Source organism: Gynuella sp., from assembly GCF_050297175.1.
Classification (GTDB): Bacteria; Pseudomonadota; Gammaproteobacteria; order Pseudomonadales; family Natronospirillaceae; genus Gynuella.
Genome location: NZ_JBNKSF010000043.1, coordinates 157,409 through 182,926, shown reverse-complemented (window position 1 = coordinate 182,926; position 25,518 = coordinate 157,409). Strand labels below are relative to the sequence as shown.

The 25,518-nt window shown below is 53.8% G+C and carries 20 protein-coding genes; 3 read left to right on the top strand and 17 right to left on the bottom strand.

What is annotated here, in order from left to right; all coding sequences use genetic code 11:
- Positions 1–322 precede the first annotated feature (322 nt).
- The 3 genes from ACQY6I_RS18820 (at position 323) to ACQY6I_RS18810 (ending at position 5,155) form a co-directional block, all read left to right on the top strand.
- Positions 323–2,335, top strand: coding sequence for a glycoside hydrolase family 9 protein (locus ACQY6I_RS18820; protein ID WP_428243048.1), 2,013 nt, complete (start codon positions 323–325; stop codon positions 2,333–2,335).
- Positions 2,336–2,648: 313 nt separating this feature from the next.
- Entirely contained in the window at positions 2,649–4,019 is a 1,371-nt protein-coding gene (locus ACQY6I_RS18815; RefSeq protein ID WP_428243047.1) for a response regulator, read from the top strand.
- A gap of 104 nt (positions 4,020–4,123) precedes the next feature.
- Positions 4,124–5,155: an IS110 family transposase gene (locus tag ACQY6I_RS18810; RefSeq protein ID WP_428243046.1), complete on the top strand. Its 1,032-nt coding sequence runs from the start codon at positions 4,124–4,126 to the stop codon at positions 5,153–5,155.
- Between the two features lie 379 nt (positions 5,156–5,534).
- On the opposite strand, the gene ACQY6I_RS18805 is transcribed toward ACQY6I_RS18810, so the two are convergent.
- The 17 genes from ACQY6I_RS18805 to ACQY6I_RS18725 all read right to left on the bottom strand — a co-directional run bounded on the left by ACQY6I_RS18805 (position 5,535) and on the right by ACQY6I_RS18725 (position 25,465).
- The gene (locus tag ACQY6I_RS18805) at positions 5,535–6,311 is read right to left on the bottom strand and encodes a substrate-binding periplasmic protein (protein WP_428243045.1); all 777 of its coding nucleotides are present in this window, start codon (positions 6,309–6,311) and stop codon (positions 5,535–5,537) included.
- 848 nt (positions 6,312–7,159) lie between these two features.
- Complete coding sequence (locus ACQY6I_RS18800) at positions 7,160–7,828, bottom strand: energy-coupling factor ABC transporter permease (protein ID WP_428243044.1); 669 nt, start codon at positions 7,826–7,828, stop codon at positions 7,160–7,162.
- 151 nt (positions 7,829–7,979) lie between these two features.
- Complete coding sequence (gene cobN, locus ACQY6I_RS18795) at positions 7,980–11,846, bottom strand: cobaltochelatase subunit CobN (protein WP_428243043.1); 3,867 nt, start codon at positions 11,844–11,846, stop codon at positions 7,980–7,982.
- The gene (gene cobW / locus ACQY6I_RS18790) at positions 11,846–12,943 is read right to left on the bottom strand and encodes a cobalamin biosynthesis protein CobW (protein WP_428243042.1); all 1,098 of its coding nucleotides are present in this window, start codon (positions 12,941–12,943) and stop codon (positions 11,846–11,848) included. Before cobW ends, cobN begins: the two co-directional genes overlap by 1 nt.
- A 19-nt stretch (positions 12,944–12,962) precedes the next feature.
- Positions 12,963–13,751 carry a precorrin-4 C(11)-methyltransferase gene (cobM, locus tag ACQY6I_RS18785; RefSeq protein WP_428243041.1) on the bottom strand — a complete coding sequence of 263 codons (789 nt, stop codon included), beginning with the start codon at positions 13,749–13,751 and terminating at the stop codon, positions 12,963–12,965.
- Positions 13,748–14,530: a precorrin-3B C(17)-methyltransferase gene (gene cobJ, locus ACQY6I_RS18780; protein WP_428243040.1), complete on the bottom strand. Its 783-nt coding sequence runs from the start codon at positions 14,528–14,530 to the stop codon at positions 13,748–13,750. Before cobJ ends, cobM begins: the two co-directional genes overlap by 4 nt.
- Complete coding sequence (locus ACQY6I_RS18775; protein ID WP_428243039.1) at positions 14,527–15,312, bottom strand: cobalt-precorrin 5A hydrolase; 786 nt, start codon at positions 15,310–15,312, stop codon at positions 14,527–14,529. The genes cobJ and ACQY6I_RS18775 overlap by 4 nt, the downstream gene beginning before the upstream one ends.
- Complete coding sequence (gene cobI, locus ACQY6I_RS18770) at positions 15,309–16,034, bottom strand: precorrin-2 C(20)-methyltransferase (RefSeq protein WP_428243038.1); 726 nt, start codon at positions 16,032–16,034, stop codon at positions 15,309–15,311. The genes ACQY6I_RS18775 and cobI overlap by 4 nt, the downstream gene beginning before the upstream one ends.
- On the bottom strand, positions 16,024–17,298 hold the full coding sequence (gene cbiE / locus ACQY6I_RS18765; RefSeq protein WP_428243037.1) for a precorrin-6y C5,15-methyltransferase (decarboxylating) subunit CbiE: 1,275 nt from the start codon (positions 17,296–17,298) through the stop codon (positions 16,024–16,026). Before cbiE ends, cobI begins: the two co-directional genes overlap by 11 nt.
- Positions 17,298–17,939 (bottom strand): precorrin-8X methylmutase, encoded by a 642-nt coding sequence (locus ACQY6I_RS18760; protein ID WP_428243066.1) that lies wholly within the window; start codon positions 17,937–17,939, stop codon positions 17,298–17,300. The genes cbiE and ACQY6I_RS18760 overlap by 1 nt, the downstream gene beginning before the upstream one ends.
- 10 nt (positions 17,940–17,949) lie before the next feature.
- The gene (locus ACQY6I_RS18755; RefSeq protein WP_428243036.1) at positions 17,950–18,981 is read right to left on the bottom strand and encodes a sirohydrochlorin chelatase; all 1,032 of its coding nucleotides are present in this window, start codon (positions 18,979–18,981) and stop codon (positions 17,950–17,952) included.
- A gap of 11 nt (positions 18,982–18,992) precedes the next feature.
- Positions 18,993–19,748 carry a precorrin-6A/cobalt-precorrin-6A reductase gene (locus ACQY6I_RS18750; protein WP_428243035.1) on the bottom strand — a complete coding sequence of 252 codons (756 nt, stop codon included), beginning with the start codon at positions 19,746–19,748 and terminating at the stop codon, positions 18,993–18,995.
- Complete coding sequence (locus ACQY6I_RS18745) at positions 19,745–20,854, bottom strand: cobalt-precorrin-5B (C(1))-methyltransferase (RefSeq protein ID WP_428243034.1); 1,110 nt, start codon at positions 20,852–20,854, stop codon at positions 19,745–19,747. Before ACQY6I_RS18745 ends, ACQY6I_RS18750 begins: the two co-directional genes overlap by 4 nt.
- Before the next feature lie 23 nt (positions 20,855–20,877).
- Positions 20,878–21,495: a hypothetical protein gene (locus tag ACQY6I_RS18740; protein WP_428243033.1), complete on the bottom strand. Its 618-nt coding sequence runs from the start codon at positions 21,493–21,495 to the stop codon at positions 20,878–20,880.
- Positions 21,485–23,032 (bottom strand): cobyrinate a,c-diamide synthase, encoded by a 1,548-nt coding sequence (locus ACQY6I_RS18735; RefSeq protein WP_428243032.1) that lies wholly within the window; start codon positions 23,030–23,032, stop codon positions 21,485–21,487. Before ACQY6I_RS18735 ends, ACQY6I_RS18740 begins: the two co-directional genes overlap by 11 nt.
- Entirely contained in the window at positions 23,029–24,720 is a 1,692-nt protein-coding gene (locus ACQY6I_RS18730) for an AAA family ATPase (protein WP_428243031.1), read from the bottom strand. Before ACQY6I_RS18730 ends, ACQY6I_RS18735 begins: the two co-directional genes overlap by 4 nt.
- Positions 24,704–25,465: a CbtA family protein gene (locus ACQY6I_RS18725; protein WP_428243030.1), complete on the bottom strand. Its 762-nt coding sequence runs from the start codon at positions 25,463–25,465 to the stop codon at positions 24,704–24,706. Before ACQY6I_RS18725 ends, ACQY6I_RS18730 begins: the two co-directional genes overlap by 17 nt.
- Positions 25,466–25,518: the final 53 nt, after the last annotated feature.

Here is a 25,518-nt window from a genome sequence, read left to right as displayed (position 1 = left end):
TTTTGTTGCCGAAAAATGGACGTAAGTACCCCACACTGCGGGAGCTGGTTAACAAAATTTTTCATGAGCCACGTTACAATCGGCGTGGCTGGCTATTGTACTGACTGTTCAAGTGGTCAGATTGCCAAATACAGGACAGGAAGGTGCCGGTATTTTTGTAAATCCAATGTGAGCCTGGTAACCATCAAATTGTTCGGGATGATCTGTTTGATTGCCGGATATATATGTCGTATGACAACAGACTCCTGCTTGATGTTATGGCGTTAGAAGCTGTCTTATAAGCCTGGGGTATTTTTAAACAATCATCAAGTGACACAGACCTATGCAAAAATTAACACCCATCGGTAATGTGATGGCAGCAGCGACTCTGCTGACCTCACTGACTGCATGTAATATTGATATTTTTGATGATCACTCATCATCGGATAACCCCCCCGATAAACCCTCTTCTGATGATTCCGGTGCTCCTTCCGGCAGTCAGGCATCGGTGAACGGTGACGGTCCGTTTATCGTCGTTGACCAGTTTGGTTATCCAACCGATGCCCGTAAAGTTGCTGTCGTTCGTGATCCTGTGGAAGGGTTTGACTCCGCAGATGCCTATACCCCCGGTGTTCATTTCGAGCTGGTCGATGCAGATACTTCGACCGTGGTTTTTCGCAGCACTTTACAACCATGGCATGATGGTGCAGTAGACCCATCTTCCGGTGACAAGACCTGGCGGTTTGATTTCAGCAGTATTCAAACCCCGGGTAACTATTATGTCCGTGACCTGGAGGCCGAAGTGGTATCGCCCACCTTCAGTATCGACGATGCAGTATATGATGACGTGCTTAAGCAGGCGATGCGGGCGATGTTTTATCAGCGTGTTGGATTTGCCAAACAGGAACCATATGCGGAACCCGGCTGGACTGACGCAGCCAGTCATTTGGGCACTGGCCAGGACCCACAGGCGAGACTCTTTAGCGACCCGGACAACGCCGCGACTGAGCGGGATCTTCGTGGTGGCTGGTTTGATGCCGGTGACTTTAACAAATATACCAACTGGACGGCGGCTTATGTGGTCGATCTCCTGCATGCTTACCTGGAAAACCCGGCGGCCTGGGGAGATGACTTTAACATCCCCGAATCCGGCAATGGCATTCCGGATATTCTTGATGAAGCCAAATGGGGCATGGATTCATTGATTCGGTTACAGAATGACAATGGTTCAGTCCTGTCCATTGTGGGTCTTGCCCACGCGAGTCCGCCTTCCAGTGCCACTGGAGCGAGCCTTTACGGACCGGAAAGTACCTCTGCGACCTTATCGACAGCCTCGGCGTTTGCACTGGGTGCTAAAGTGTTTGGCGATATTAATCAGCAAAGTTACAAAGACTATGCGGGTGATCTGCTGGTCAGAGCGAAAAATGCCTGGGACTGGGCCGACGCGAATCCAAGCGTTGTGTTCTATAATAACGACTCTGCCAATGGCAGCTCAGGTTTAGGCGCGGGCCAACAAGAAGTGGATGACAAAGGCCGGTTATTGAAAAAGCTGCATGCGTCAGCTTATTTGTTTGAGATGACAGGTGACGTGGTCTATCAAGACTTTTTTGATAGCAACTATAGAAATGCCGACCTGATTGCCTACTACTGGTCGAATCCGTTTGCGGTGTTCGATACACATATTCTGTTGTATTACGCGAATCTTCCCAATGCCACGGCCAGCGTTGCCAATGTCATTAAAGAGCGTTTCGTGAATGCCATGAATAGTGACAGCCACCTATGGGGAGCGGTCAATGACGATACCGATCCTTATCAGGCACAACTGAAAGATTACACCTGGGGAAGCTCCGGTGTTAAATCAGACGTGGGCTTCATGTTTTATGAGCAGATACTTCAGGGGCTGAATACCCAAAGTGAAGCGGAGGTCAAAAATGTGGCACTGGGATATCTTCATTACCTTCATGGTGTGAACCCGCTGGGTAAAGTATATCTGTCCAATATGGGGAATTATGGCGCTGAAAACTCTGTAGATCAGTTCTATCATTCCTGGTTTAGCGACGGCAGTGCCAAGTGGGACAGCGTCAGCGACTCGCTTTATGGTCCGCCTCCGGGATTCCTGGTCGGTGGTGCCAACCCGTCTTACGACTGGGATAGTTGCTGTCCTTACAGCTGTGGCAGCCCCGAAAACAACGCCAAGTGCGGGGTTCAACAATTGTCGCCGCCATATGGTCAGCCCAATCAGAAATCCTACACAGACTTTAACGACAGTTGGCCTCTTAATTCCTGGTCTGTTACGGAAAACAGCAACGGATATCAGATTCGCTACCTGCGGTTGTTATCCAAATTTGTTCACTAACCTTTGGTGACTCATCCGGTCAAACTTATGGCCGGATGATCTTCCCGGCGGATTTATCAGCCCGTCGGGAAGTCCGCTTTTATTTCAGGCCGCCCCGCAAAAACCATTACCTTCCAGAATGTGAGAACCAGTGCTCGTTCTATATCTTTTTTAAAGGATATTTTGGACGTGGTTGCCACGATTGTCGTTAACCTGCTTCTGTCTGAAAAAAAGTACTATAAGATAGCGTGGCCACTACCTTAGCAAACCCTGCCTGTGGGGTTGTTATGTGCGGGTATTCATCCAAAACTGAGATCGTAGGTAAGTATCTAGCATGGTCGATAAGAAGCCTGGAGTTGCTGCCAGAAAGACTGCATTGGTGGTCGATGATTCGAAACTGGCGCGTTACGTATTAAAAGAAATGCTGGTTGATATGGGCATCCATGTCGAAACTGCCTCTTCAGCGGAAGAAGGTCTGGGGTTTTTGAGTGCATCGGCACCGGATGTCATCTTTATGGATCACATGATGCCGGGAATGGATGGTTTTCAGGCCGTACAGGCCATTAAAAAAGATCCCAAAACCGCCCGTATTCCCATCATCATGTATACCTCCAAAGAAGGGGAAGTGTATGTGGCGCAGGCGCGAGCATTTGGTGCCGTCGGTGTATTGCCCAAAAAACTTAAACCCGTACAGCTGGAAAAAGTGCTGGAACAACTTAAGCTGGTCGAACCCAGACCGGCGGAACCCATTGTTGATAACACGCCAAATACGGTTACGATTGATGAACCTGCAGAAATGCCCAAGGTGGAGCATACGCTCGAAGAGCTGGCCAGAAGTGCCAGTGAAGAGCTTGAAAAAGACTCCATGCGCGGGCTGTTCCGTCAGCTGTTTGTAGAACAGCGTGATCGTATCAAGCTTGATCAGTATGAGCTGCTGGAGTCTCTGGCGTCAAAAGTAACGCCGGTTGTACACACTGCGACCCGTCGGGCCTTATGGTGGATCCTGGGCACCATCACCGCTACCTTGATTGCGGTTATGTTGCTACTAAGACCGGTATATGATGCCCTGAAAACCGTTACCTTAGAGCTGACCTCAGCCAATGCGACTTTGTCCCACCAGACTCAGCAGCTGGAGGATCTGCAACAGCAGGTGGCACAATTGGGAATGTCGGCCACATCTGCATCAGCAGACACCACCCCGGCAATCAAAGTCGAAGCGCTGGAATGGGCCATTAACCAGCATTCACAGTTGCCATATGGTATTCCGCTTAACACCCAGGAAAATGAAAAATATATCGCACAACTGGCAGAGTATCTGTCGAGAGGTGGCTTTGAAGGTGATGTATTGATTCTTTACCACGCCGGGGAATTCTGTGAAGTCAAAAATGAGGTCGGCCAGGCGGTTCTCGCCGACCCTGATCTGCCTGTGACCGGCTGTACCCTACGTACCTTTAACGTCAGTGATCATGAACAGGAAGGCATTGCCGAATTTGAGTCGTACTTGTCCACTCTGAATAAGTACTATCCGGATATCAATATCGAATTTGAGATGATGGGCACCAAATACCGGCTGAAGGAATTTCCTGAATATACCAGCACAACGAGCAGTGGACAGTGGAACCAGATTGCAGCTCAGAACAACAGTCTTGAGTATCTGTTACAACAGGCCAAGAATAACCAAGAACTGACGCAGGTGTCGCAGTAGATGGATAATCTTTTTTTCAGATGGTATGGACACCGCCTTCCCAAAACCGGCATCTAGGTGCCATAGTTGAAGTGTCATTATCAACTGATAGGAAGGGCGATGTCATGAAAGAGATTAACGTCATTGGGTTGGATTTAGCAAAGAATATTTTTCAGGTATATGGCGTGAATAGACAGGGGAAATGTACGATAAGCCGTAAACTGGTTCGCAAGCAAATGCATCGGTTTTTTTCGCAACTAGCTCCCTGTCTCATTGGTATGGAAGCCTGCAGCAATAGTTATTACTGGGCGCGCGAGTTAATCGGGTTAGGCCATCAAGTCAAACTGATGAATCCAAAATTTGTGAGACCCTACGTCAAAGGCAACAAGAACGATTATCACGATGCCGAAGCCATTTGCGAAGCTGTTCAGCGGCCAAATATGCGCTTCGTTGAGGTGAAGTCACCCGAACAACAGGCTGTGTCACACCTGCATAAGAGTCGTCAGTTGCTGATGAGAGAACGCGAGAGTCTGAGCAATCATATACGAGCCTTATTGTCTGAGTTCGGGATAGTATTTGCGAAAGGTGTGACGGTATTTGAGCAGGCAGTCCCAGTGTTATTAGCTGATGAGTACACGGAACTACCCGCACTGTGCCGTCGAACCTTAGAGGTCATGTGGCGTTCTTATCAACATCATCAACACTTGATCAGTGATCTGGACAAGGAGTTGGCGATTTGGCACAAGGCGAATGACGACAGTTGCCGGCTGGCCGAAGTTCCGGGTATTGGTCTTCAAACGGCCACCGCGTTAGGCGATGGTCGAGGTTTCCGTAATGGCCGGGAAGTTGCCGCATTTATCGGACTGGTCCCCAGACAGGCATCCAGTGGTGGTAAGGAAAAACTACTGGGTATTAGTAAACGGGGGGACGGTGATTTAAGGCGTCTATTGGTACAGGGAGCGAAATCAGTGATACGGCATATTCGGCGCCGACAACAAGCGGGACAGTCAGGTGGCTATCCCTGGGTAGAATCCCTGCTGGAACATAAGCATTCGAACCAGGTCGCGATTGCTCTGGCCAATAAGATGGCTCGCATTGCCTGGGTGATCTTGGCTCGAGAGGAACACTACCGTAGCGCAAACGCGTCGTACACATAAACGAGAAGCAGGCACACTAGACAATACTCATCCGGTTGCAGAAGCGATGAATGGCAAAACAGGTCGAACCGCAGCAGGTCAAACCCGAGGAACCTCTTGGCACATGATGCCGGTTTTCAGATAGGGCCCTGTTGGCAAACTCCATAGTGGCCAGGGTGTTATACCCATAGACAGGCCGAATGTAAGAGCGCAATCGAACCTATGAGCTATTTGTGGCTTGGCAAACGGGCGGTGTCCATGTAAGAGGTTCCCTTAGAACAATTATGAATTCAAGCCTACTTATTACTGTACTTCATTTCCAATTGAAAAACTGAAATTACGTGAACAAATGAGAGTGAAAAATAAGCGGGCTGATATCGCAAACCCGCTTATCTTGGAATCAAAGTCCGTAATCTTTTAGTATGGCTTCATAAGTCCCATCGGTCTTTATTTGTTTAAGGCCTGCGTTAAATTTTGCTGCTTTTTCCTCGGCGGAACCTTTTGCACGGGAAAATGCTAAATAGAAGTCAGCTTTATATTGCAAAGCTTCGTTATCAGAGTAAGTAAAGTCATCCAGTGTCATTCCATCTATGGTGTTTATAAGATGTTTGGTGGTATACAAGTCGGCAACTAAAACATCAACTCTGCCTGCCTTTAAGCGTAACAAGCCTTGTTCTATATCCGTCATAGCCGTCACATTGATACCGTTTTCTTCCATCCACTTGATCTGAGTGCTGGCGCGGAGTGCCACAACATTTAAAGCTTTCAAATCCTCCATGCTATTAAACGTTACGCCTTTTTCTTTTTGTACCCACATTACGCTGATGACTGCCCCGACTTTGTCTGAGAATACTGCCCATTTTTCTCGTTCAGGATTTTTATTTGCTAAATAGAGTGCATCCATATTGCCTTTTTTGGTTTCCTCCAGTGCCCTTGCCCATGGCATGAATGTTAGTTTGGCATCTATTTTGCCTCTGGCGCTCGCTTCCTGCACAACTTTCCAGGCCCAGCCATTTTCTTTCAGCGTGCTGGAGGCATACGGTGGATATTCCAGCGTTACAACCTGTAAATCCTCAGCGGTGGCAAATATTGTGATTAAAAAAGCAGCAACTATTAAACAGCTTTTCGCTAAAGTTCGCATAGAAATAAACTCCCATAGAGTATTGAGTGCTTTCAATTGGGCCTTTCCAGGTCGATCATTCAGAATGAAGCTAGAAGGCGGTTGTTGTTTTCCATATATTTTGAGCTTTTAAATTCACTTCTTTAGCCTTGTCGAAGCAATAGTTCGCTCTCAGTATGCCAACAGGCTAGTATTAACAAATCCCTTGTTTTATTAATTTAGCCCAATATTTAAATAAATCACTCTGAAAAAGTTTAATGTTTCTATGCTAAGTATAGGCATTATTTTTAATTTTGATTTTTTATAGAATCATGAATGAAGGTATCATCAGAACCAAAGCCTTATTCATTAAACATAGTAGAACATTGTCATAGACAAATGAGTCGAGTTTATATCGCTGTATCTCGACTTTTAGAAGTCTCAATTTTATATATTGGTTCGCTATTATTGCTATACGAATCGGGGGGGAGGGGGGGTAGTAATAGAGTGGTGAAGAACAATATTTTAATGGGCCCTGACAAACAGACCATTTTTTAGCGGTTCTTTATCAGAGTCTGACTCAGTTTCGCTATCTATAACGTAATTCAGGATATGATGCGACTGGTTGCAGAGATTCCCGTTAAGGAAAAAATTAAAGGTTTCTCCTTCTTAAGGGCCCTTCTTGTCATACGATGCCACTTTTCAGATGGGGTTCTGCTGATAAGCTCCATAGTGGACAGGCCGGATGTAGGAGTGCAATCGAACCTATAAATTATTTATTACTTGGAAAACGGGCGGTGTTCATCTGAGAGGTTCCCTGGATCGATTGCGACTTATGTGAATAACGGATTAGTGGTATAGCAGGAAGATCCAATTGCCTCAAGTGGTATAACCAAGTGAGGCAAGGGCAATCTATTGCGTTTTTACTAATACAACCGCTGTTCCACCCAACGACTGTTTCTCAGTCCATGAATACGCTTGGCGATGGCCAGTACACCGAGGTCGATCAGCGGTTCGGCAATGATCACGCTCATATAGCTCACCCCAAAGCTGAACACTGATGCCAGGTTATCGGTGCTGAAACCATGGCCGTAAAAAGCCCAAAAAGCCACCCAACTGACAATCCCACCCTGGTAGGCAAATGACAGTTTTAATGCCTGACCGTAACTGATGTCCACATAGGCCGTGTTGTTGGGGATGATACGGCGTGCCAGTACCGCAGTGGCAAATAGCGGTACTAACAGAGTGGTGACGTTCATACCATATTGTGGCAGGTCAAAGGGGGCAAAAAAGAGTCCCTGGACCAGCAGGCCACCCATCAATCCTACGGCTGCCGGGCCGGTTCCGAGTATTAACAACAAAGTGGTTCCGAGTATCAAATGCACTTCTGATACGCCAACCGGGAAGTGAGGCAATACTTCGAAAAAGCAGAATACCAGTATGGTCGCCAGCAGGCTGCGCAGTGCAAACGCAGCAGTGCCAGACTGTTTTATGGTGTCGCTGATGTGTTTGATCATATATCCGGCAGCACCCAGTGCCGTGCCGTAGCTGAGAAAGATTTTAGCGCCACTGACGACGCCGGGTTCGATATGCATGTTTAAGTTCTCCTGTTTAATAGCATATTTTCGAGACGATCGGGTGAGCGATCGTTATGTTGCATCACAAGCAGTTTTTTTATTGGCTGCCAGTAACACGTGATAGGGGTGGGTAAATATGAGTGATGATGACATTCGACTAATATGTATTTCATGATTGCTCCATGCCTTCATCGAGATCCAGCAATAGATCCTGCAGGGTATTTTCGTATCCGTCTGGTTGCTGCCACATGCCGCGTTGAGTGGCTTCCAGCAGTCGCTCTGCCATTTCTTCCAGGGCATGAATGTTGTGCTGGCGCAGAAATGCCTGATTGTCCGGATCCAGTACCAGAGCATCCGTGACCTGGGCATATTGATAATCGGCGATGAGTCCGGTGGTGGCATCGTAGGCAAACAGATAGTCGATACTGGCGGCCATTTCGAATGCGCCTTTGTAACCATGCTCACGCATGGCATTGATCCATTTGGGATTCAGCACCCGGGAACGGATCACCCGATTGAGTTCTTCTTTTAACGTGCGGATTTTCGGTTGCGCCGGGTTGGAATGATCACCGTGGTAGATCGTCGGCATGTTGCCGCTGAAAACGTTCACCGCATTGCTCATACCGCCCTGAAATTGATAGTAATCGTCGGAATCCAACAGATCGTGTTCGCGGTTATCCTGATTCTGCAGGACAACCTGTAAGCGTGATAACCGGTGCTGGAACTCATCGTGGGCCGCCATGCCATCACCGCCTTCCTGGCCATAGGCATATCCGCTCCAGTTCAGATAGGCTTCGGCGAGGTCACTGCTTTGCTGCCAGCAACGTTCATCGATCAGCCCCTGCAGGCCGGCGCCATAAGCACCGGGTTTGCTGCCAAATACCCGGTAAGATGCCTGCCGGGCAGCCTGTGCTGCATCGAGGCCCTGGTCCATAAGCGCTTGTCTGCGCTCACGAATATGATTGCGGATGGTATTGTCGTTGCCTGGTTCCTCAGAGCTGGCAATGGCCTGTACCGCTGCATCATAGAGTTTGATGACATTGGGAAACGCATCGCGAAAGAACCCGGATACCCGCAGGGTCACGTCGACTCTGGGCCGGTTCAGTAACATGGTGGGAATCACCTCGATGTCGGTCACCCGTTGCGAGCCGGCAGCCCACAGGGGCCGCACGCCCATCAGCGCAAATGCCTGAGCAATGTCGTCTCCACCGGTGCGCATGGTGGCCGTGCCCCAGACCGACAGGCCAAGCTCGCGCGGATAATCGCCGTGTTCCTGTAGATGGCGTTCGATCAGTGCTTGGGCAGATTTTTCACCGATGGCCCAGGCCGCCGGTGAAGGAATTGCGCGGCTGTCCACAGAAAAAAAGTTACGACCAGTCGGCAGCGTATCCAGTCGCCCACGAGTTGGGGCACCACTCGGGCCCGGTGGTACAAAGCGGCCTTCAAGGCCGTCGAGCAGTGATTGAATTTCCAGCTCGGCGCTCTGATGCAGCGCTGGCAATATTTGCACCCGGGCATAGTGGAGTTGTTGATAGCTGTTCGGAAACGTCGTGTGCAGAGTGGTGAGGTTCTGAGATTCCACGACATATTTCCGGACCCATTGCCGGGCCAGTAATTCCAGGCGTTCGCGGGTATCGGAAGCACTGCGCCATGGGGTTTTCGAGATGGTTTCCAGAATGTCCGGTCTCGGGCCCAGCCAGTCTTCGCGCCCGACGCTGAGTGGATCAAAGTATTCCGCAGTCTCGGTATGTGTGGTCAACTGTAAATCACGCACCAGATTATGCAGGATGCCACGGTGTTCAGCGCCATCTCCTCTGGGCAGGCGTAACAGTGCCACCAGGGTATCGATCAGTTTTTCTGGTTCTGGTAATTGACCCAGGCGATGCAAGCCATGACGAATCTGGGATTCTTTGATGTCGCATAAATAGGTATCGAGTTCATCCAGCAGTGTTTCATCATCGTCTGCTGCCGGGTTCAGTTCCTGGGCGATACCGCTGCTACGGGCCAGTTCGAAAATCGCTTCCCGCAGCCAGCTTTCGCGCCGGCTGTCCATCCCGGCTGCCTGATAATACTCATCGACCAGTGCTTCCAGCCGGGCCATATCGCCATAACTTTCGGCGCGTGTCATCGGTGGCATCAGGTGATCGATGATGACCGCCTGGGTGCGGCGCTTGGCCTGTGAGCCTTCACCGGGATCATTGACGATAAACGGATAAAAATGCGGCATCGGACCGAGGGAGATATCCGGCCAGCAGTGATCGGACAAAGCTGATCCCTTTCCGGGGAGCCACTCCAGGTTGCCATGTTTACCAACGTGGATGATTGCATCGACTTTATACACATGACGCAGCCAGAAATAGTAGGCTAGATAACTATGGGGTGGTACCAGATCAGGGTCGTGATAATTGGCTGCCAGGTCGCGATCAAATCCACGCGCCGGTTGAATGCCGATAAAGGTTTCACCCAGTCGGATTCCGGCCAGCATCAGGTGGTTGTTGCGACACTTGGGATCCTGTTCCGGGCCACCCCAGCGCTGCCAGACGGCCTGCTGACAGGTCTCTGGCAGTTGCCGGAAATAAACCATGTAATCATGCAGATCGAGGCTCTGCCAGCAAGGCAGAGTGTGCAGGGTATTGGGATTATTGGTCACAGCGCCAAGCAGAGTTTCAATCAGCGCCGTGCCATCAACCGGAATATCCGTAACCGGATAGCCGGCTTTGGCCATGGCCTGCAACAGCGTAATGACCGAGGCCGGTGTATCGAGCCCGACACCATTGCCGATACGGCCGTCCTTGGTGGGATAATTGGCCAGGATCAGGGCAATGCGCTTGTCTGGATTGGGCGTTTGCCGCAGGGCGCAGAAACGCCGGCTCAGTTGTGCCACAAATGCTGCCCGTTCCGGATGCAGGGCATAACGCACCACCGAGGTCTGGCAGCGCCGGCTGTAATGGCTTTCGGTTTTAAAACTGATGGCCCGGGTGATGATACGGCCGTCCATCTCCGGCAGCACCACCTGCATGGCCAGATCGCGGGCCCGCAACCCCTGGGTATGCCGCTGCCAGTCGGCCTCGTCGTTGCTCGCCAGAATTAATTGCAGCACCGGCAACTGACCGGCGAAAGGGGAATAAAAGGCAGATGGTCCGGCGGCCTGATCGGCGCTGTCCACACGGTTGATGGCAAAACCGGTAGTGTTGATCAGTAGGCTGGCATTCACCGCCTCAATCCAGTGGTTGATCTGTTGTAGTGTCCCGTCGTCTTTCAAAGACGCCACCGAGACCGGCAGAATATTGATGCCGGCTTGCTCCAGACAAGTTATCAGCTCATCAAACATGGCCGTGTTCGCGCTTTGCAGATGACTGCGATAAAACAGCAGCAGTGCGACCGGGTGTTTCGTCTGCCAGCGCCTGCGCCACTCAGTCAGCACAAGGTTGGCATCTGTTTTGGCCGGTTCTTCAGTAAACGACTGAGCCGTCAGCGAGAGCCTGTCTGGCGGATAAATCATGCACCCGGGCAGTGTTTCAGGCGGTAGCCATGTTACCGGCTGGTCAAAATAATGAGCGGCGAGGTAGTGAAACAATTGCAGGCTGTTGCGGGTTCCGCTTTCGCGCAGATAGCGCCACACCCGGGAGCTGTGTTCAATGGCCTCGGTGCCGGCATCGAACAGTGTCTGATCAGGCGTATCATCGCCGGGCACCATGATCAGCACGCGTTGTGGCCGTTGCTGTGCCCAGTGTTGTAACTGGTCATAGCCATAAGGCCAGTAACCCGACCCCCCCAGCAGTGACACCACGACCACGCGAGCATGATCCAGTACCTTATCCTGATAGAGGTCGAAGGCTGCCGGTTTCAGCAGGTTCATCCAGTTGGCCAGCCGCACGCTGGGGAAATCTGCGGGCAAACTCTCCGCTGCCATCGCCAGGGCCGACAGACTACTGTCTGCGGCAGACAGGATGACCATGTCTGCCGGACTCTGATCGAGGTCGATAATGCCCTCGTCGTCGACAAATCCACCGGGTTTGGCAGCGAACAAATGCATCAGTCGACACTCACCTGTTCTGCCGGAGACAGGGCCGCCAGCAGAGTATCGCGATTCAGTGCTTTACCAATGATCACCAGCTGTGTTCGGCGCGGTTCATCGGTCCGCCAAAGACGGTCAAAGTGCACATCCAGGCGCTGGCCTACGGCCTGTAATACCTGACGCATGGGTTTGTCCGGCAGCGCGGCAAATCCCTTGATACGGAAAATGTTCTGGGTTGCCAGCAGTTCCCGCAATTGGTGTTGCAGTACTTGGGTATCGACTTCGCCGAGACTCAACACCAGAGAATCGAAGTGGTCGTGTGCATGTTCGTGGTGTTCGCCATGGGCATGATGATGATCGTGATGGTTATGGACCTCAGTAATGCGCTCCTCAGTCGCTGCGGCAATGCCGAGTAGTTGTTCCAACGGCAGCTCAGCATTCACAAAATTGGCGTTACTGATGTAAACGGTTTTGACGGCCGGCGGCACTTTGCGGGATACAATGGCCTGTACCTGCTGGCGTTCATCGTCGCTCAGCAGATCATTTTTGCCGACCAGCACCAGATCAGCTGCGCTGAGCTGATCATCGAGCAGTTCCTGTAGCGAAGGGTCATGATCCAGACTGTCGTCGGCCAGGCGTTGGGCCTGGACTTGAAGTTCATCGTGGGCAAAACGTCCGGCCGTCACCGCCGGGCCATCGATCAGAGTGATCACCGCATCGACGGTGCAATGTTGTTTGATCTCCGGCCAGTTGAAGGCCTGTACCAAGGGTTTTGGCAACGCCAGACCGCTGGTTTCGATCAGGATGTGGTCGATGTCATCGCGCCGTGCCACCAGTTGCTTCATGACGGGCAGAAACTCCTCCTCCACGGTGCAACAGATGCAGCCATTCGCCAGTTCGTAAATGCCGTTTTCACCCTTAACCTCACCGGGTTCATCACAGTCCAACGGACAACTGCGCAGCAGTTCGGCGTCGATATCCAGTTCACCGAATTCGTTGACGATGACGGCGATACGCTTACCGGCGGCCTGTTGCAGAATGTTTGACAGCAGGGTGGTTTTACCGCTGCCGAGAAAGCCGGTTACGATAGTCGCGGGAATTTTGTTCAGTTGCATGCAAAGCTCCGGTAATGGTTCAGCGTTTAACAGTTCTGGGATTTGTTGGTTTCACTTTTGGCCGATAAATGTGAGCCTGGTCCTGGTCGTATAAATATGAATCGCGGAACTCATCGGTGGCCAGCACCCGGCCGACCAGAATCAACGAGGTGCGGGTGAATTTTTTGGCCCGTACTCGTTCGACGATGTTGCCAAGGGTGCCGATGACCTTGTCCTGATCCGGCCAGGAAGTGCGATAGCACACCGCGACCGGGCAATCTTCGCCATAATGAGGGATCAGCTCTTCGACAATTTTATGAATCCGGGTCACCCCCAGATGAATTGCCAGAGTCGCACCGCTTTGCGCCAGTTGTGGCAACCGCTCCCGTTCCGGGAACGGAGTTTTGCCTTCATAGCGGGTCATGATGATAGTCTGGGAAACTCCCGACAGGGTCAGTTCCCGGCCCAGCCAGGCGGCCGACGCTGAGGTCGCCGTGACACCGGGGACGATTTCATAGTCGATGGACAGCGCTTCAAGCCGGCGGATCTGTTCCCCGATAGCGCCGTATACCGACGGATCACCGGAATGTACGCGGGCAACATCCTGACCTTGGGCATGGGCCGTGCGGATATGTTCGATGATGTTGTCGAGATCGAGTGACGCGGTGTCGATGATCTTCTCTGCCACGGCTTCTGCCGGTTGCAGAACTTCCCGTGGCACCAGTGAACCGGCGTATAGAATGACCGGACACTGACGTATCAGGCGTTGGCCTTTGACGGTGATCAATTCCGGGTCGCCGGGGCCGGCACCAATAAAATAAACGGTCATGTGGTCAGTTTCCGTGAGTAGCCTCGAGGGGTGTAAACCCATTCGCGGGTGCCATTGATGATGTGCCGGCTTTCGCTGTTGCCGACGCTGACCAGGGTGAACATGTCGACATCAGCGGCGTCGAGTTCGGCCAGCGTGGTAATGCGGACCTGTTCGTCGCTGCGGGTCAGCTGCCGGCCAATGAGCACTGGCGTGGTGGCTGGTCGCTGCTGTAATAACAGGTCGCGGGCATGGTTGAGTTGCCAGTTGCGTTTTTTCGAGACCGGGTTATAGAACGACACCACAAAGTCCCCAGCCGCAGCGCATTCGATTCGTTTTACGATGGTTTCCCACGGGGTCAGCAGGTCTGACAGGGAAATGGTGCAGAAATCATGACCCAGCATCGCCCCCACCCGGCTGGCACCCGCCTGCATGGCACTGATACCCGGAATGACTTCAATCTCCACATCGAGCCATTGCGGCTGGTCACGGCGGCCCTGCAATTGTTGATCGAGCAGTTCGAATACCAGGGTTGCCATCGCATAGATGCCGATGTCGCCGCTGGATATCAGGGCGGTCGTGCGACCGCTGGCGGCCAGATTCAGGGCCAGTTCGGCGCGTTCGGTTTCTGCACCGAGTGGCAGTTCGTGGTGAACCTTACCATTGACCTGTTGGGCCAGTAGCTCAAGGTACAGACCATAAGCGACCAGATCACTGCTGGCCTGAATGGCCTGACTCGCAGCCGGTGTGATCCAGTTCTCATCTCCAGGACCGGCGCCCACAACAAATAACTGTTTCATGTCTGTGTATATTCCTGTGGATAAGTTCGGGGATAACTGCGCGCGATGGCGCAGGTGGCGCGTTGACTTTTATGTTTATTGAGAATCAATTCGGCAGCACTGCCAGTCATGGTCATGGCACCGTAGAGGGCAGCCGATTCTGCCACGCCATAAACGCCAACAGCCCTGAAAACATAGTCTGAACGTGTACTGAGCTGTGATTTCACCGTGTTTAGCTGCTCCGCGCTCCAGGTTTGAAATTTTTTGTTAACATGATTACAAAATTCAATGAAACCGGTCTCATCCGCCTTGATATCAATACTGTGGATAGTTGCAATTTTGGCCGTTGTCAGTCCGGCCTGATTCAGACAATAGTGGAAGAGTTCTGTGATTTCGGTCACAGAACAACCGCGTTCACAGCCCATACCCACGGTATAAACGGGTTTTAGGTAGGGGTTGGCGGTAGTCAGCACTAGCTGGGCACTCAATTGTCCGGCCAGTTGCCGGCCCCATTCATTCGCGCCGCCTTCATGTCCGGACAACAGCGGTACCACAAATTGTCCGTGTTCATCGAGTACCAGGACCGCCGGGTCCTGATGTTTGTCCGCCAGCACCGGTGCCAGCGTTCTGACTGCAATGCCCATGGCGCAGATCATGATCAGGCGCTCCCCCTTCACAAACGCCTGCTGGACTGTTGCGGCAAAGGGTTGGGGGCGGTAATCGATCCGGCTGTCAGGCCAGTAAGTCTGAATGCGCCTGGCCAGATCGTGACCGGTGTCGGTCAGGGCAATAATCCGTATCATCGTGACAGGCGCTCCTGACGGGTGACGACAAACAAGGAAAAATACGGCCCGGGTTCATTCGCCAAAGTGTGGACATCTTCCACCACCCGTTCATCGTGGCGGCCGATATATTCCAGATACCGGGCATCGGCACTGCGACCGCTCTGCTGCAATAACGCCAACAGCCGTTGACGGCTGCGGCCGGCCTTCATAATCACCACGCTGTCGAACTGTGTCAGTGTCAGCAGAATTTGCTCATCATCGTGGCGGCCACTGATCACCGCATAGGACTCCGCCAGTATGGTCAGTGGCTGCTGTAGTCGTGCAGAAGCGGCCTGTGGTGAACTGATACCGGGTACTACGACGCAGGCAAACTGCGGTTTTATACGGTCCAGCAGATAACTGAACGAGGCAAAAAACAGTGGATCACCTTCACACAGAAACACCACCGAGTGACCATCCTGCAAATGCCGGCAAATGGTCGCGGCGGCGGCATCATATTCCCGGTTAATAGCACTGCGTTCATCGCTCATGGTCAGTACCACCGGTAATTCAGTCATGGCACCTTCCAGCGGACGGAGAAATTCCGCGACGATCTGGCGCGCCTGCGAATGACCTTCAGGGTTGGCGATATAAGCGATGACATCGGCCTGCTGAATATGGCGCAATGCCTTCAGCGTCAGCAGTTCCGGATCTCCCGGACCGACGCCGACACCATAGAAACAAGCAGTCTCATGCGACATTATCGGCGGCTCCGGTTTTAATGAAACGAAACAGGCTGACCGGCAGATTGGGCCGGTACACCAATTGATTCGCCAGAGTGCTGCCGGCGCTGACTGCCACCTGCAGAGTCTCCAGCCCGGCATCCTGAGCCTGTTGGCGTTGTTGCCAGAAACCCAGCCACCAGGCTTTACTGGTCTCAGTCACGGCGCAGCCGACGATCATGCTGTGTAATGGCAGTTCTTCCCAAAGTGTCTGTAACAGGGTGGGCAGCTCGCCATCACTGCCGCCGATAAAAATTTTGTTCGGTGCGTCCAGTCCGGCCAGTGCTGCCGGCGCGCGACCATCCACCACTTTCAGATTGTCCACCACGCCAAAGCGCTGACGGTTGATTTCCAGGCACTGAAGTCGTTCCGCATGTTGTTCCACGGCCAGTACTCTTGCCTGGGGCGTCCAGTACGCCAGTTCTATTGCCACGGAGCCGCAGCCGGCACCGATATCCCAGATGACATCTCCGGCACACGGTTGTAGCAGTGACAGAATATTTAATCGCACCGCGCGTTTAGTGATCATGCCTTTGCCGGCTTCGACGCCGGTATGAAAGTGCTCATCGGCAATGCCCGGAAACGCTGGCAGAAAACCGCCCTGTCCGCGGACTTCGATCACGCTGACATGCAGTGGATCGAACTTGCGTCGCATCCGCGCCAGTTTGGCAACCGGAAAACGCTGGATCTTCTGTTTGCGGTAGCCCATGGATGCACATACGATCAGCTCCGATTCGGTAAATCCTGCTGCCAGACATTCCTGAGCCAGGCGTTGTGGCGTGCTGTGCTGATCGGTCAGAATCAGTAACGTATGGTTATGGCACAGCCGGGTACGGATTTTTTCCACCGGTCGACCGTGCAGGCTGACTACGTCGACGTCCTGTAGTGCCAGACCAAGGGCATGGCACACAGCCTGAAGACTGGAAACCGCAGGATAAAAAGCCAGTTGTGGTGCTTCAAAATGACGTTTCAGCCAGCTGCCGATGCCATAAAACAAGGGATCGCCAGAAGCCAGCACCACCACAGACGGGTATTGTTGCATTGCTGCATTGAGCTGCGCGGCCAGCTCTGCTAGAGGCGGCAATGGCTGTACCGGCTGCTCACCGAGCAGGTGTTTGATGGTTGCCAGTTGTCGTTCCGAGCCGAACACCACCCCAGCCTGATCCAATACTGACTGAGCCGCACGGCTCAGCTCCGCTTTCTGATTGACCCCCAGGCCGATCACATGAATACCTATCGTCATCAGTACCACTCTCCTCGCTGGCAACGCAGCAGAGCATTGCAGGCTGCTGCTGCCACAGCACTGCCACCCTGGCGACCGAGCAGGGTGATGCAGTCAATGCCGAGGGTTTGATGGCAATCCCACAAAGCCTGCTTGGATTCGGCAGCACCGACAAATCCCACCGGCATGCCGATGATCAGAGCTGGTTTCGGCGCGCCCTGCTGCAGCATTTCCAACAGCCGAAACAATACCGTTGGTGCATTACCGATGATGACTATGGCGTCGTTGAGAAACGACGGCCAGAAACGCAGCGCTGCCATTGAGCGGGTTTCCTGGTGTTCCTGGGCCAATAGCGGCACCGCCGGCTCGTTGAGAAAACACAGTGGTTCCTCTGCCAGCATGCGTTTGGTCAGTCCTTGTTTGACCATTTCCGCATCACACAGAATCGGCCGCTGGCGCGCCAGTGCATGCAGGCCGGCTTCGCAGGCGGCAGCACTGAAACGTACCTGAGATGCCAGCTCAGGCGTGCCGGTGCTGTGCACGATGCGCATGACCACCTGCTGTTGCTCATCGCTCAACCCGTTCAGTTCTGTCAGTTCACGGATAATGGCAAAGCTTTGCTGCTCGATCCGCTGGGGATCCGCTTCGTATTCAAACGAGATTGTCACTGTCTCAGTGTCCGTGTTTATGGTCATGAGTATGGGAGTGATCATGGCCGTCATGGTCATGGTCATGGTCATGATCGTGGCTGTGACCATGATGATGGTGATGATGATGATGATGATGATGATGATGGCCATGGTCGGCATCGGTGCCGATTCCCTGAACGTGGTGGTGGTGGCTTTCCTGGGGCTGCCCGACTTTGTGTTCTGCGCCCACAATCTGTACCCGGTACTGGCAGAGCTGGCAGTTCATGTTTGGATTACCGGCCTCTATCTCTTCGAGTTTTTCCACAAAGGTATCGATCACTTTTGGGTGATCGTTCAGATAAGATGCCTTGACCACCGCAATCTCAGGATGTGCCTGAGCATAATCATCGACCCAGGCATAGATCTTTTTCACCAGCCGACCGGTGAACAGAAAATAGGGAAACACGATGACCTGTTTGAATCCCAGGCCATGTACCCGTTCCAGGCACTCCGGCACCAATGGAGTCGTGACACCGCTGTAGCAGGTGGCACTCCAACCGAACCCCATGCCTTCTTCGAGAAAACGAGTGATTTTGCTGATATTGGAGTTGGCATCGGCATCCGAAGCGCCCCGGCCAACCACTACCAGTAAGGTGTCTTTGCGTTGATAAGCGCTGCCGATACGGGCCTGGAGCTCTGCTTCGGCCTCTTCGATACGGGCCTGGGCCGCCTGTAGCATATTGGCATTGACGCCGAGTTCGGCACCGTATTCGATACTCAGACCGAACTCCTGTTGCAGAGCATTCAGCTCACTGGGAATATCGTTTTTGGCATGACCGCCCGCCATCAGCATGCCGGGAATGGCCTGGATAGCACGCGCGCCCTGACTCTTCAGGGTATCTACCCCTTCGGCGATGATCGGCCGTACGAACTCCAGAAATGCGGTCTCCACCAGCCGGTCAGGGAAGCGCTCACGAAAGTGGCCGGCCAGTTGGTGGAATTCGTCCACGGCTTCGACATCGCGTGATCCATGGCCTACAAACAGGATGGCTGGTTTGTCAGTGGAAGTGGTCATAAAAGTTCCTCTTATTGTGTGCACCAGTGAGACACAAACGCACATGCCTCATCCGGTTGAAAAAATTCCCGGTCTGCCGGTGGCAACCCGGGACGTTTCAGCATCAGTACCGGAATACCCAGTTGACGCGCTGCCGTCAGTTTGGCGACGGTGGCATCACCGCCGCTGTTCTTGCTGACGATGGCGTCAATTTGATGCTGTATCAGCAGTTGTCGTTCTTCAGTCAGGGCAAACGGCCCAATGGCTTTGAGCCATTGCATACCCTCGGGCAGAGGCATGGCAGGTGTGGCTGCTGTGCGCAGTAGCTGCTGTTGTCCGTATTGTCGATAATGCGCCAGAGTCTCGTGGCTCTCAGGCGGCAATTGTCCGGCACTCAAAAAGACCGAATGTTTGTTGGCCAATGCGGGCAATAACCCTGACCAATCAGCATATTGCTGCCAATGATCACCCGGCTGCGGTTGCCAGGCCGGGCGTTGCAAACGCCAGCAGGGAATGCCGCACTCCCGTGCACTCAGCAGTGCCTGCCGGCTCATACGCTCGGCATACGGATGGGTGGCATCCAGCACCGCCCTGATAGTACGAGTACGAATCACTGTGCTTAGTCCGCCCAATTGACGAAAACCGCCGGAGATGATGTCGCAGTCGATATCCGGTTTTCGAACCAGACCGGCCACGCTGTAAATCAACTGGATTCCCCGGGCGCTGAGTTTCATTGCCAGCCGGCGGGCGTCGGCGGTGCCACCGAGTATCAGCAGACGGGCGGTCATATTTCGTCTCCTCTGGCGCAGGCCAGCAATCGTCCACTGCGATCCGTTACCCAGACTTCTACGGCCACTGTGGCAGGTACCATCGCGTGAACCTTTCGCCAGGCCGCGTTGCAGACGGCCTGAGCCAGGTCGATGCCGTGATCCTGGCAGCACTGCAAGGCTTCAATGCTGGTGTTGGCAGAACGAATACGGCGACACAATGCCTCGTTTGCACCGTCGGTCTGTGCCAGATTGGCCAAGTGTTCAAAATCGATTGCCGAAGCCCGGCTGTGCAGATCCAGGTGCCCGTTGGCCAGTTTGCTGATCTTGCCAAAACCACCACACAGGCTGACCCGCGCAAATGACACCCGTTTTAAATATTTCAGGACCGCGCCGGCGAAATCCCCCATTTCCACCAGCGCCATCTCGCTCAGGCCATAATGTTCGCGAATGGCCTGTTCGCTGCTGCTGCCAGTGGTCGCGGCGATATGATCGATGCCGTTGGCGGCCGCCACGTCCATACCCTGATGGATCGAGGCAATATAGGCCGCGCAGGAAAACGGTCGGACGATACCGGTGGTGCCGAGGATCGACAGCCCTCCCAAAATGCCCAATCGTGGATTCATCGTCTTGTGCGCCAGCATCTCACCGTTTTCCACAGCCACGGTGACCTTGAAGCCACCCTGATAACCGCTGTTCTCAGCAGCTTGAAGCAGATGTTCTGTCATCATTGCCCTGGGCACCGGATTAATCGCCGGTTCACCGATGGTCAGTGGCAGTCCGTCCCGGGTCACGGTGCCCACTCCCTGGCCGGCATGAAACGCCACACCGGCTTCCGCCACCAATACCAGCGTGACGGAAATCCGTGCGCCGTGAGTGATATCGGGATCATCGCCGGCATCCTTGATGGTGGTGGCAATGGCCTGCTCGGTACTCAATCGCTGTTGTGCCACGATGGCCAGATCGACATAGCGCCCGCGAGGCAGCTTCACCGAAACCGTCGAAGCTGCTGGCCGTTGAGGTTGCAGCAGCAGTTGTGCCGCTGCCACACAACAGGCGGTGGCACAACAACCGGTGGTTAAACCGGTTCGGAGTCGGGTAGGTTGTTCGCTGCTTTCGGGCCACATGCCACATACCGTTTGTCAGTTTTTTAAAAGCTGTGGACCATCCAATAGCCACCGAGCAATACCGATCCGGTCGCGATGGCGTAACGGCAGCCATGAAACAGTTGCAGGCTCCATTGCCGCAGGCTATGTTGCAGCAGCCCCAGTCCAAGGCCCACCAGCAGCATGGACAACAACACTCCGGCGGAAAAAACCAGTACATATCCGAGGGCGGCGATAAACTGCGCCTGACTCATGACCGGAACCAGTGCCAGTGCTGGCGCGCTGCCGGCCAGACCGTGCAGCATGCCTACCAGCGTCGGCGTTTTACGACCTTTGGTATCGGATGTGATGCCTTGATGCTGTCGATGAAAGCGCCAGAAACATAGCAGCCCGATTAATATCAACACCGCGCCAACGGCCGTTTCCGCCGTCGTCAGCAGGCGTTCCGGTAAATGCAGGCCCAGCCCAAACAACAGCACGGTGCAGATCAGCAGCACTCCGCCGTGGCCAATGGCCCAGTGCGAGCAATAGCGAAGGCTGCGACGCAGACCAGGTTTTTCCGCGCTCATGGCCGAAACGGCCACCACATGATCGGGATCGAATGCATGCAAAATACCCAATAGCAGGCCTGCGGCCAGTGTCGTCAAAGTACTAACCAGCATGATAAAACCCCTGCGTGGAACGGGAGGCCGAAGGTAACAACAATTGCACGATGGCCACCGGATTGGATGGAAAAAACAGATGCAGATAGGAAGCCGTCAGGCCTCTACTGCGATAAATGGCTTCGCCCGGTGCCGGGTGGCGCTGACGTCGGCCATAGCTGATCGGTTCCGGGGTTCCCTGGCTGCGGGAACGATGATGAGCGTGGCCGCGAATATCGCCTTCCGGCAATACCGCCGTCTGCATACCCTGGCAGCCCCGTTTTCCACGCATCATGCCCTGACCGCTGAGCAGCCCGAGCATTGGAAACGTCTGTTGGTCGAGATCCGTCAGGGTCTCCAGGCAATACAACATGCCGCCGCATTCCGCCAGGATGGGTTTATCCTGCTGAAAAAACCGCTGGATGGCGGTTCTCATTGCCTCATTGGCGGCCAGTGCTTTGGCGTGCAATTCCGGATAACCACCCGGCAGCCACAGCGCATCGAAATTGGCCAGTGTCTGATCCTGTATCGGTGAGAAAAACTCGTATTGCGCTCCAAGTGCCGTCAGCTGGCGTAAATTGGCGCTGTAGATAAAACTGAACGCCGCGTCGCGGGCAATGCCGATGCGTACTCCTTCAAGTGGGTGTCCCGGCACCTCATTCAGGTGGGTGTCCCTTGAATGGGGTTCTGTGAACACGGTTGTAGTGGGTGTTCTGTCTGATGCGGTGGGTGTCCCGTCAGATGTATTCAGGTGGTGTTTTGAGTGGGGTTCTTGTGACACATCAATCTGATTGAGTGGGTGTCCCGGCAACTCGTTCGAGTGGGCGTCCTTTGAATGAGTGTTTGAATGGGGGTCTGAAGATAGAGTGGTACCGGTGAAGCTGACCGGGTGTATTAGGGTGGCATGGTCGATACCTCCGGCCAGCAGCGCCTGAACGCCGTGGTTGAAACACTGTTCCAGTTCATCCCGGACTTCACTGGCCTGTACCAGTCCCAGATGACGTTCGGGCAGGCTGATAGCAGGGTCACGGGCCAGAGTGGCGAGCAGTGGCAGGTCGGTGGGTAGGGCATCCACAATCAATTGCCGGTGGCGTTCGGAGGCGCAGTTGTTGGCAATCAGGCCGGCGCAGTGAATATCATCACGGAATCGCGCCAAGCCGCTGGCCACGGCCGCCGCTGTCTGGGCCATGCCTTTGACATCCATGACGATGACCATGGGAATGCCGAACAGCGCGGCCAGGTCGGCACTCGAAGGCTCACCATCGAACATGCCCATGGCACCTTCGATCAGAATAAAGTCGGCTTCGTGGGCGGCGTTGAATAACATCTGCCGGCAATAATCCGGTCCGGCCATCCAAAGATCCAGTTGTTCGACCGGTTGTCCGGATGCCTGTTCCAGAATCTGTGGATCAAGATAATCCGGTCCGGTTTTGAACACCCTTACCTGTTTTCCCTGGTCGCGCAGATAACGCGCCAGTGCCGCACTGACAGTGGTCTTTCCCTGACCGGACGCCGGTGCCGTTAAAAACAGAGCCGGACATTGCGCTGATGTTTTCATGAGGAAACTCCGGCCAGAGGCAGGTAATGAGCTTTGAGGTCTGCTGCCAGAGCGGCACCACGCCCACGTTTGACAGCACTCTGTTCAATGTCGATGACAGTGCAGTGACCGGGCAGATGAATATCGTCAAGACGCTGTCGACTGCGACCATCGGTGATCAGATAAACATGAGTCTGGAGGTCCGGCTCATGTCTCAGCATGCGCAACAGATATCGTTGAGCATGTAACAGTACCGCCCGCATGGGCGTTCCACCGCCGGCACTGATGCGGTTGATCAGCGCCTGTAACTGTTTGGGAGCCCGTCGGTGTGACAGCAATGGCTCTATCCGGTCGTTGCCGAAACCAAGGATGGCAAGTTGCTCGCGGGCCAGATAGGCGCGTTGTGCCAGTTGCGCAACGACACCTTTGGCCTGGGCCTGCCATTGTTGTTTCAAAGTGGAGGCGGAGGTATCCAACAGGATCAGATTTAGAATGGCACGACCCTCGCGGCGTGGCCGAAACTGTAGTTGCCGTGGTGGCCAGTGACCGGCGCTGGCCAGCAACGTGGTGAACCAGTTGGGAGCGCGGCCGGCGTTTGGCTGCTGGCGTCCACGGCCAACATGAGGGCCACGGGCTTTGCTGTTCAAGGTCTGTGCCTGGACTGACTGCACCGAGTGTCGGGTAGTATTGGTGTCAGGCGCAGAATGCTGTGGCAGTGCATTGATTGCCTGCATGTTCTGGTTTTGTGGAGGCATCTGTCCCCATTGGCCGCTGTCTTGAGGACGTTTGTCGTCTGTGGCCGGAGGGCTGCCGGGTGGTCGTTGAAATGGCGGTGGTGCTGGCGGCGATTGTGAATGATCCGAGCGGCGATGTGCCAGTACCAGCTCTTCCACTGCATCCAGATCTGATTCAATGACCTGATCCCGTTGATGCCAGGCAGCATGGGCAATGGCCGCGCGATGCCAGACAATGTCTGCACGAACCCCATCGACTGCAGCTGCATGGCAACGTTCGGCAATCTGTCGCTGCATGGTCTTTTCGCACAACACCTGTAGCAGCCGTAATCGGGCCTGGCGGATCCGTTGTGTCAGCTGCTGCTGCATGGGTTCAAAACGGTGACAAAATGCTTCCGGTGATTGCTCGAATGACTGACGTCGTTCTACCACTTCAAGGCGTTCATCAATGGAATGGGGGTTGTTCAGTTCGACCATCAGCCCGAAGCGGTCTAACAGTTGCGGTCGTAGCTCGCCTTCATCGGGATTCATGGTACCTAGCAGCAGAAACCGGGCATCGTGCGCGTGGCTGATACCATCACGCTCGACCCGGTTGATACCACTGGCAGCAACATCCAGCAGCAGATCCACCAGCGCATCGGCCAGCAGGTTCACCTCATCAACATACAGCACACCGCCATGGGCACGTGCCAGTACGCCGGGTTGGAATGTCACCTGTTGCTGTTGCAGTACCTGTTGCAGATCCAGTGTCCCGGTCACCATTTCTTCACTGGCGCCAAGGGGTAAAGTGACAAATGCTGGCTGTTCGGGCATGACCGCAGCCAGTGCACGGGCCAGAGTCGATTTGCCGCAACCACGCGGACCACTGATCAGTACTCCACCGATATCCGGATTAATGGCCGCCAGTATCAGCGCCAGCTTAAAGCGTTCATGGCCGGTGACGGCAGAGAAGGGATAGTCAGGCTTGGGCAGCATGGTAATCGATATCCTTGAGGATCCAGCGGTTGATGGCGCAGGCGCAGCAGCTTCCGAGTAACAACCAGAAAATGAAGTGGGTCACGCCTGTCATCAACCAGAGTCGCTGTTGCAGATGGTGCAGAATGACGATGATGTGGCTGTCTGTGGTGGAAAACTGTGCTTTGGTGTGATGCGGAGCACCAACCAGATATGGCAGAGCCAGCATTACCAGCCCCATAACTTTGACACGGCAGGGTGAAAACACCAGCAACCCGATGCCCGTTGAGGTCATTAGGGTCGTGAATATCCACCACATCTGTCGCAGGCCCTGGGGAGCCGCCAGGGTGTCGGTAATTTCCAGTGACAGGCCGAGTCCGGGGGCAGCAAAAAATGCGCTAAACCCGGCCAAGCCCCAGAGCAAACCCCTGCAAGTATTCAGTCGGGTGATACCGGTCAGTTGCAGCAAGGCCATGAGCGCCAGCAGCAAAGCGGCAAAGCCGATACTGAGCAGGGAATTGGAGAGACTACTGGACAAAATTCGTGGCCAGCCGTTTTCCGATGACCAGACGTTGTGGCCCTGTGCGTGTTCGGGATTGTTGTCGATATGGGCGACAGAGATATCAGTATGATTTGCTGCAGGTTGTTCATATTGCCCGGCTGAACTGAGCACCGGCCATATCTCTACGGACTGCATGGCTGTCAGTGCTATACCGCACAGCAAACCAATCAAAACGGCCGTCAGAATAATCCGTCTAAACAGCATTAATGACACCTGCTACCGGCCATGCTCGTGCCGGGATAAAAAGAGTGAATGAG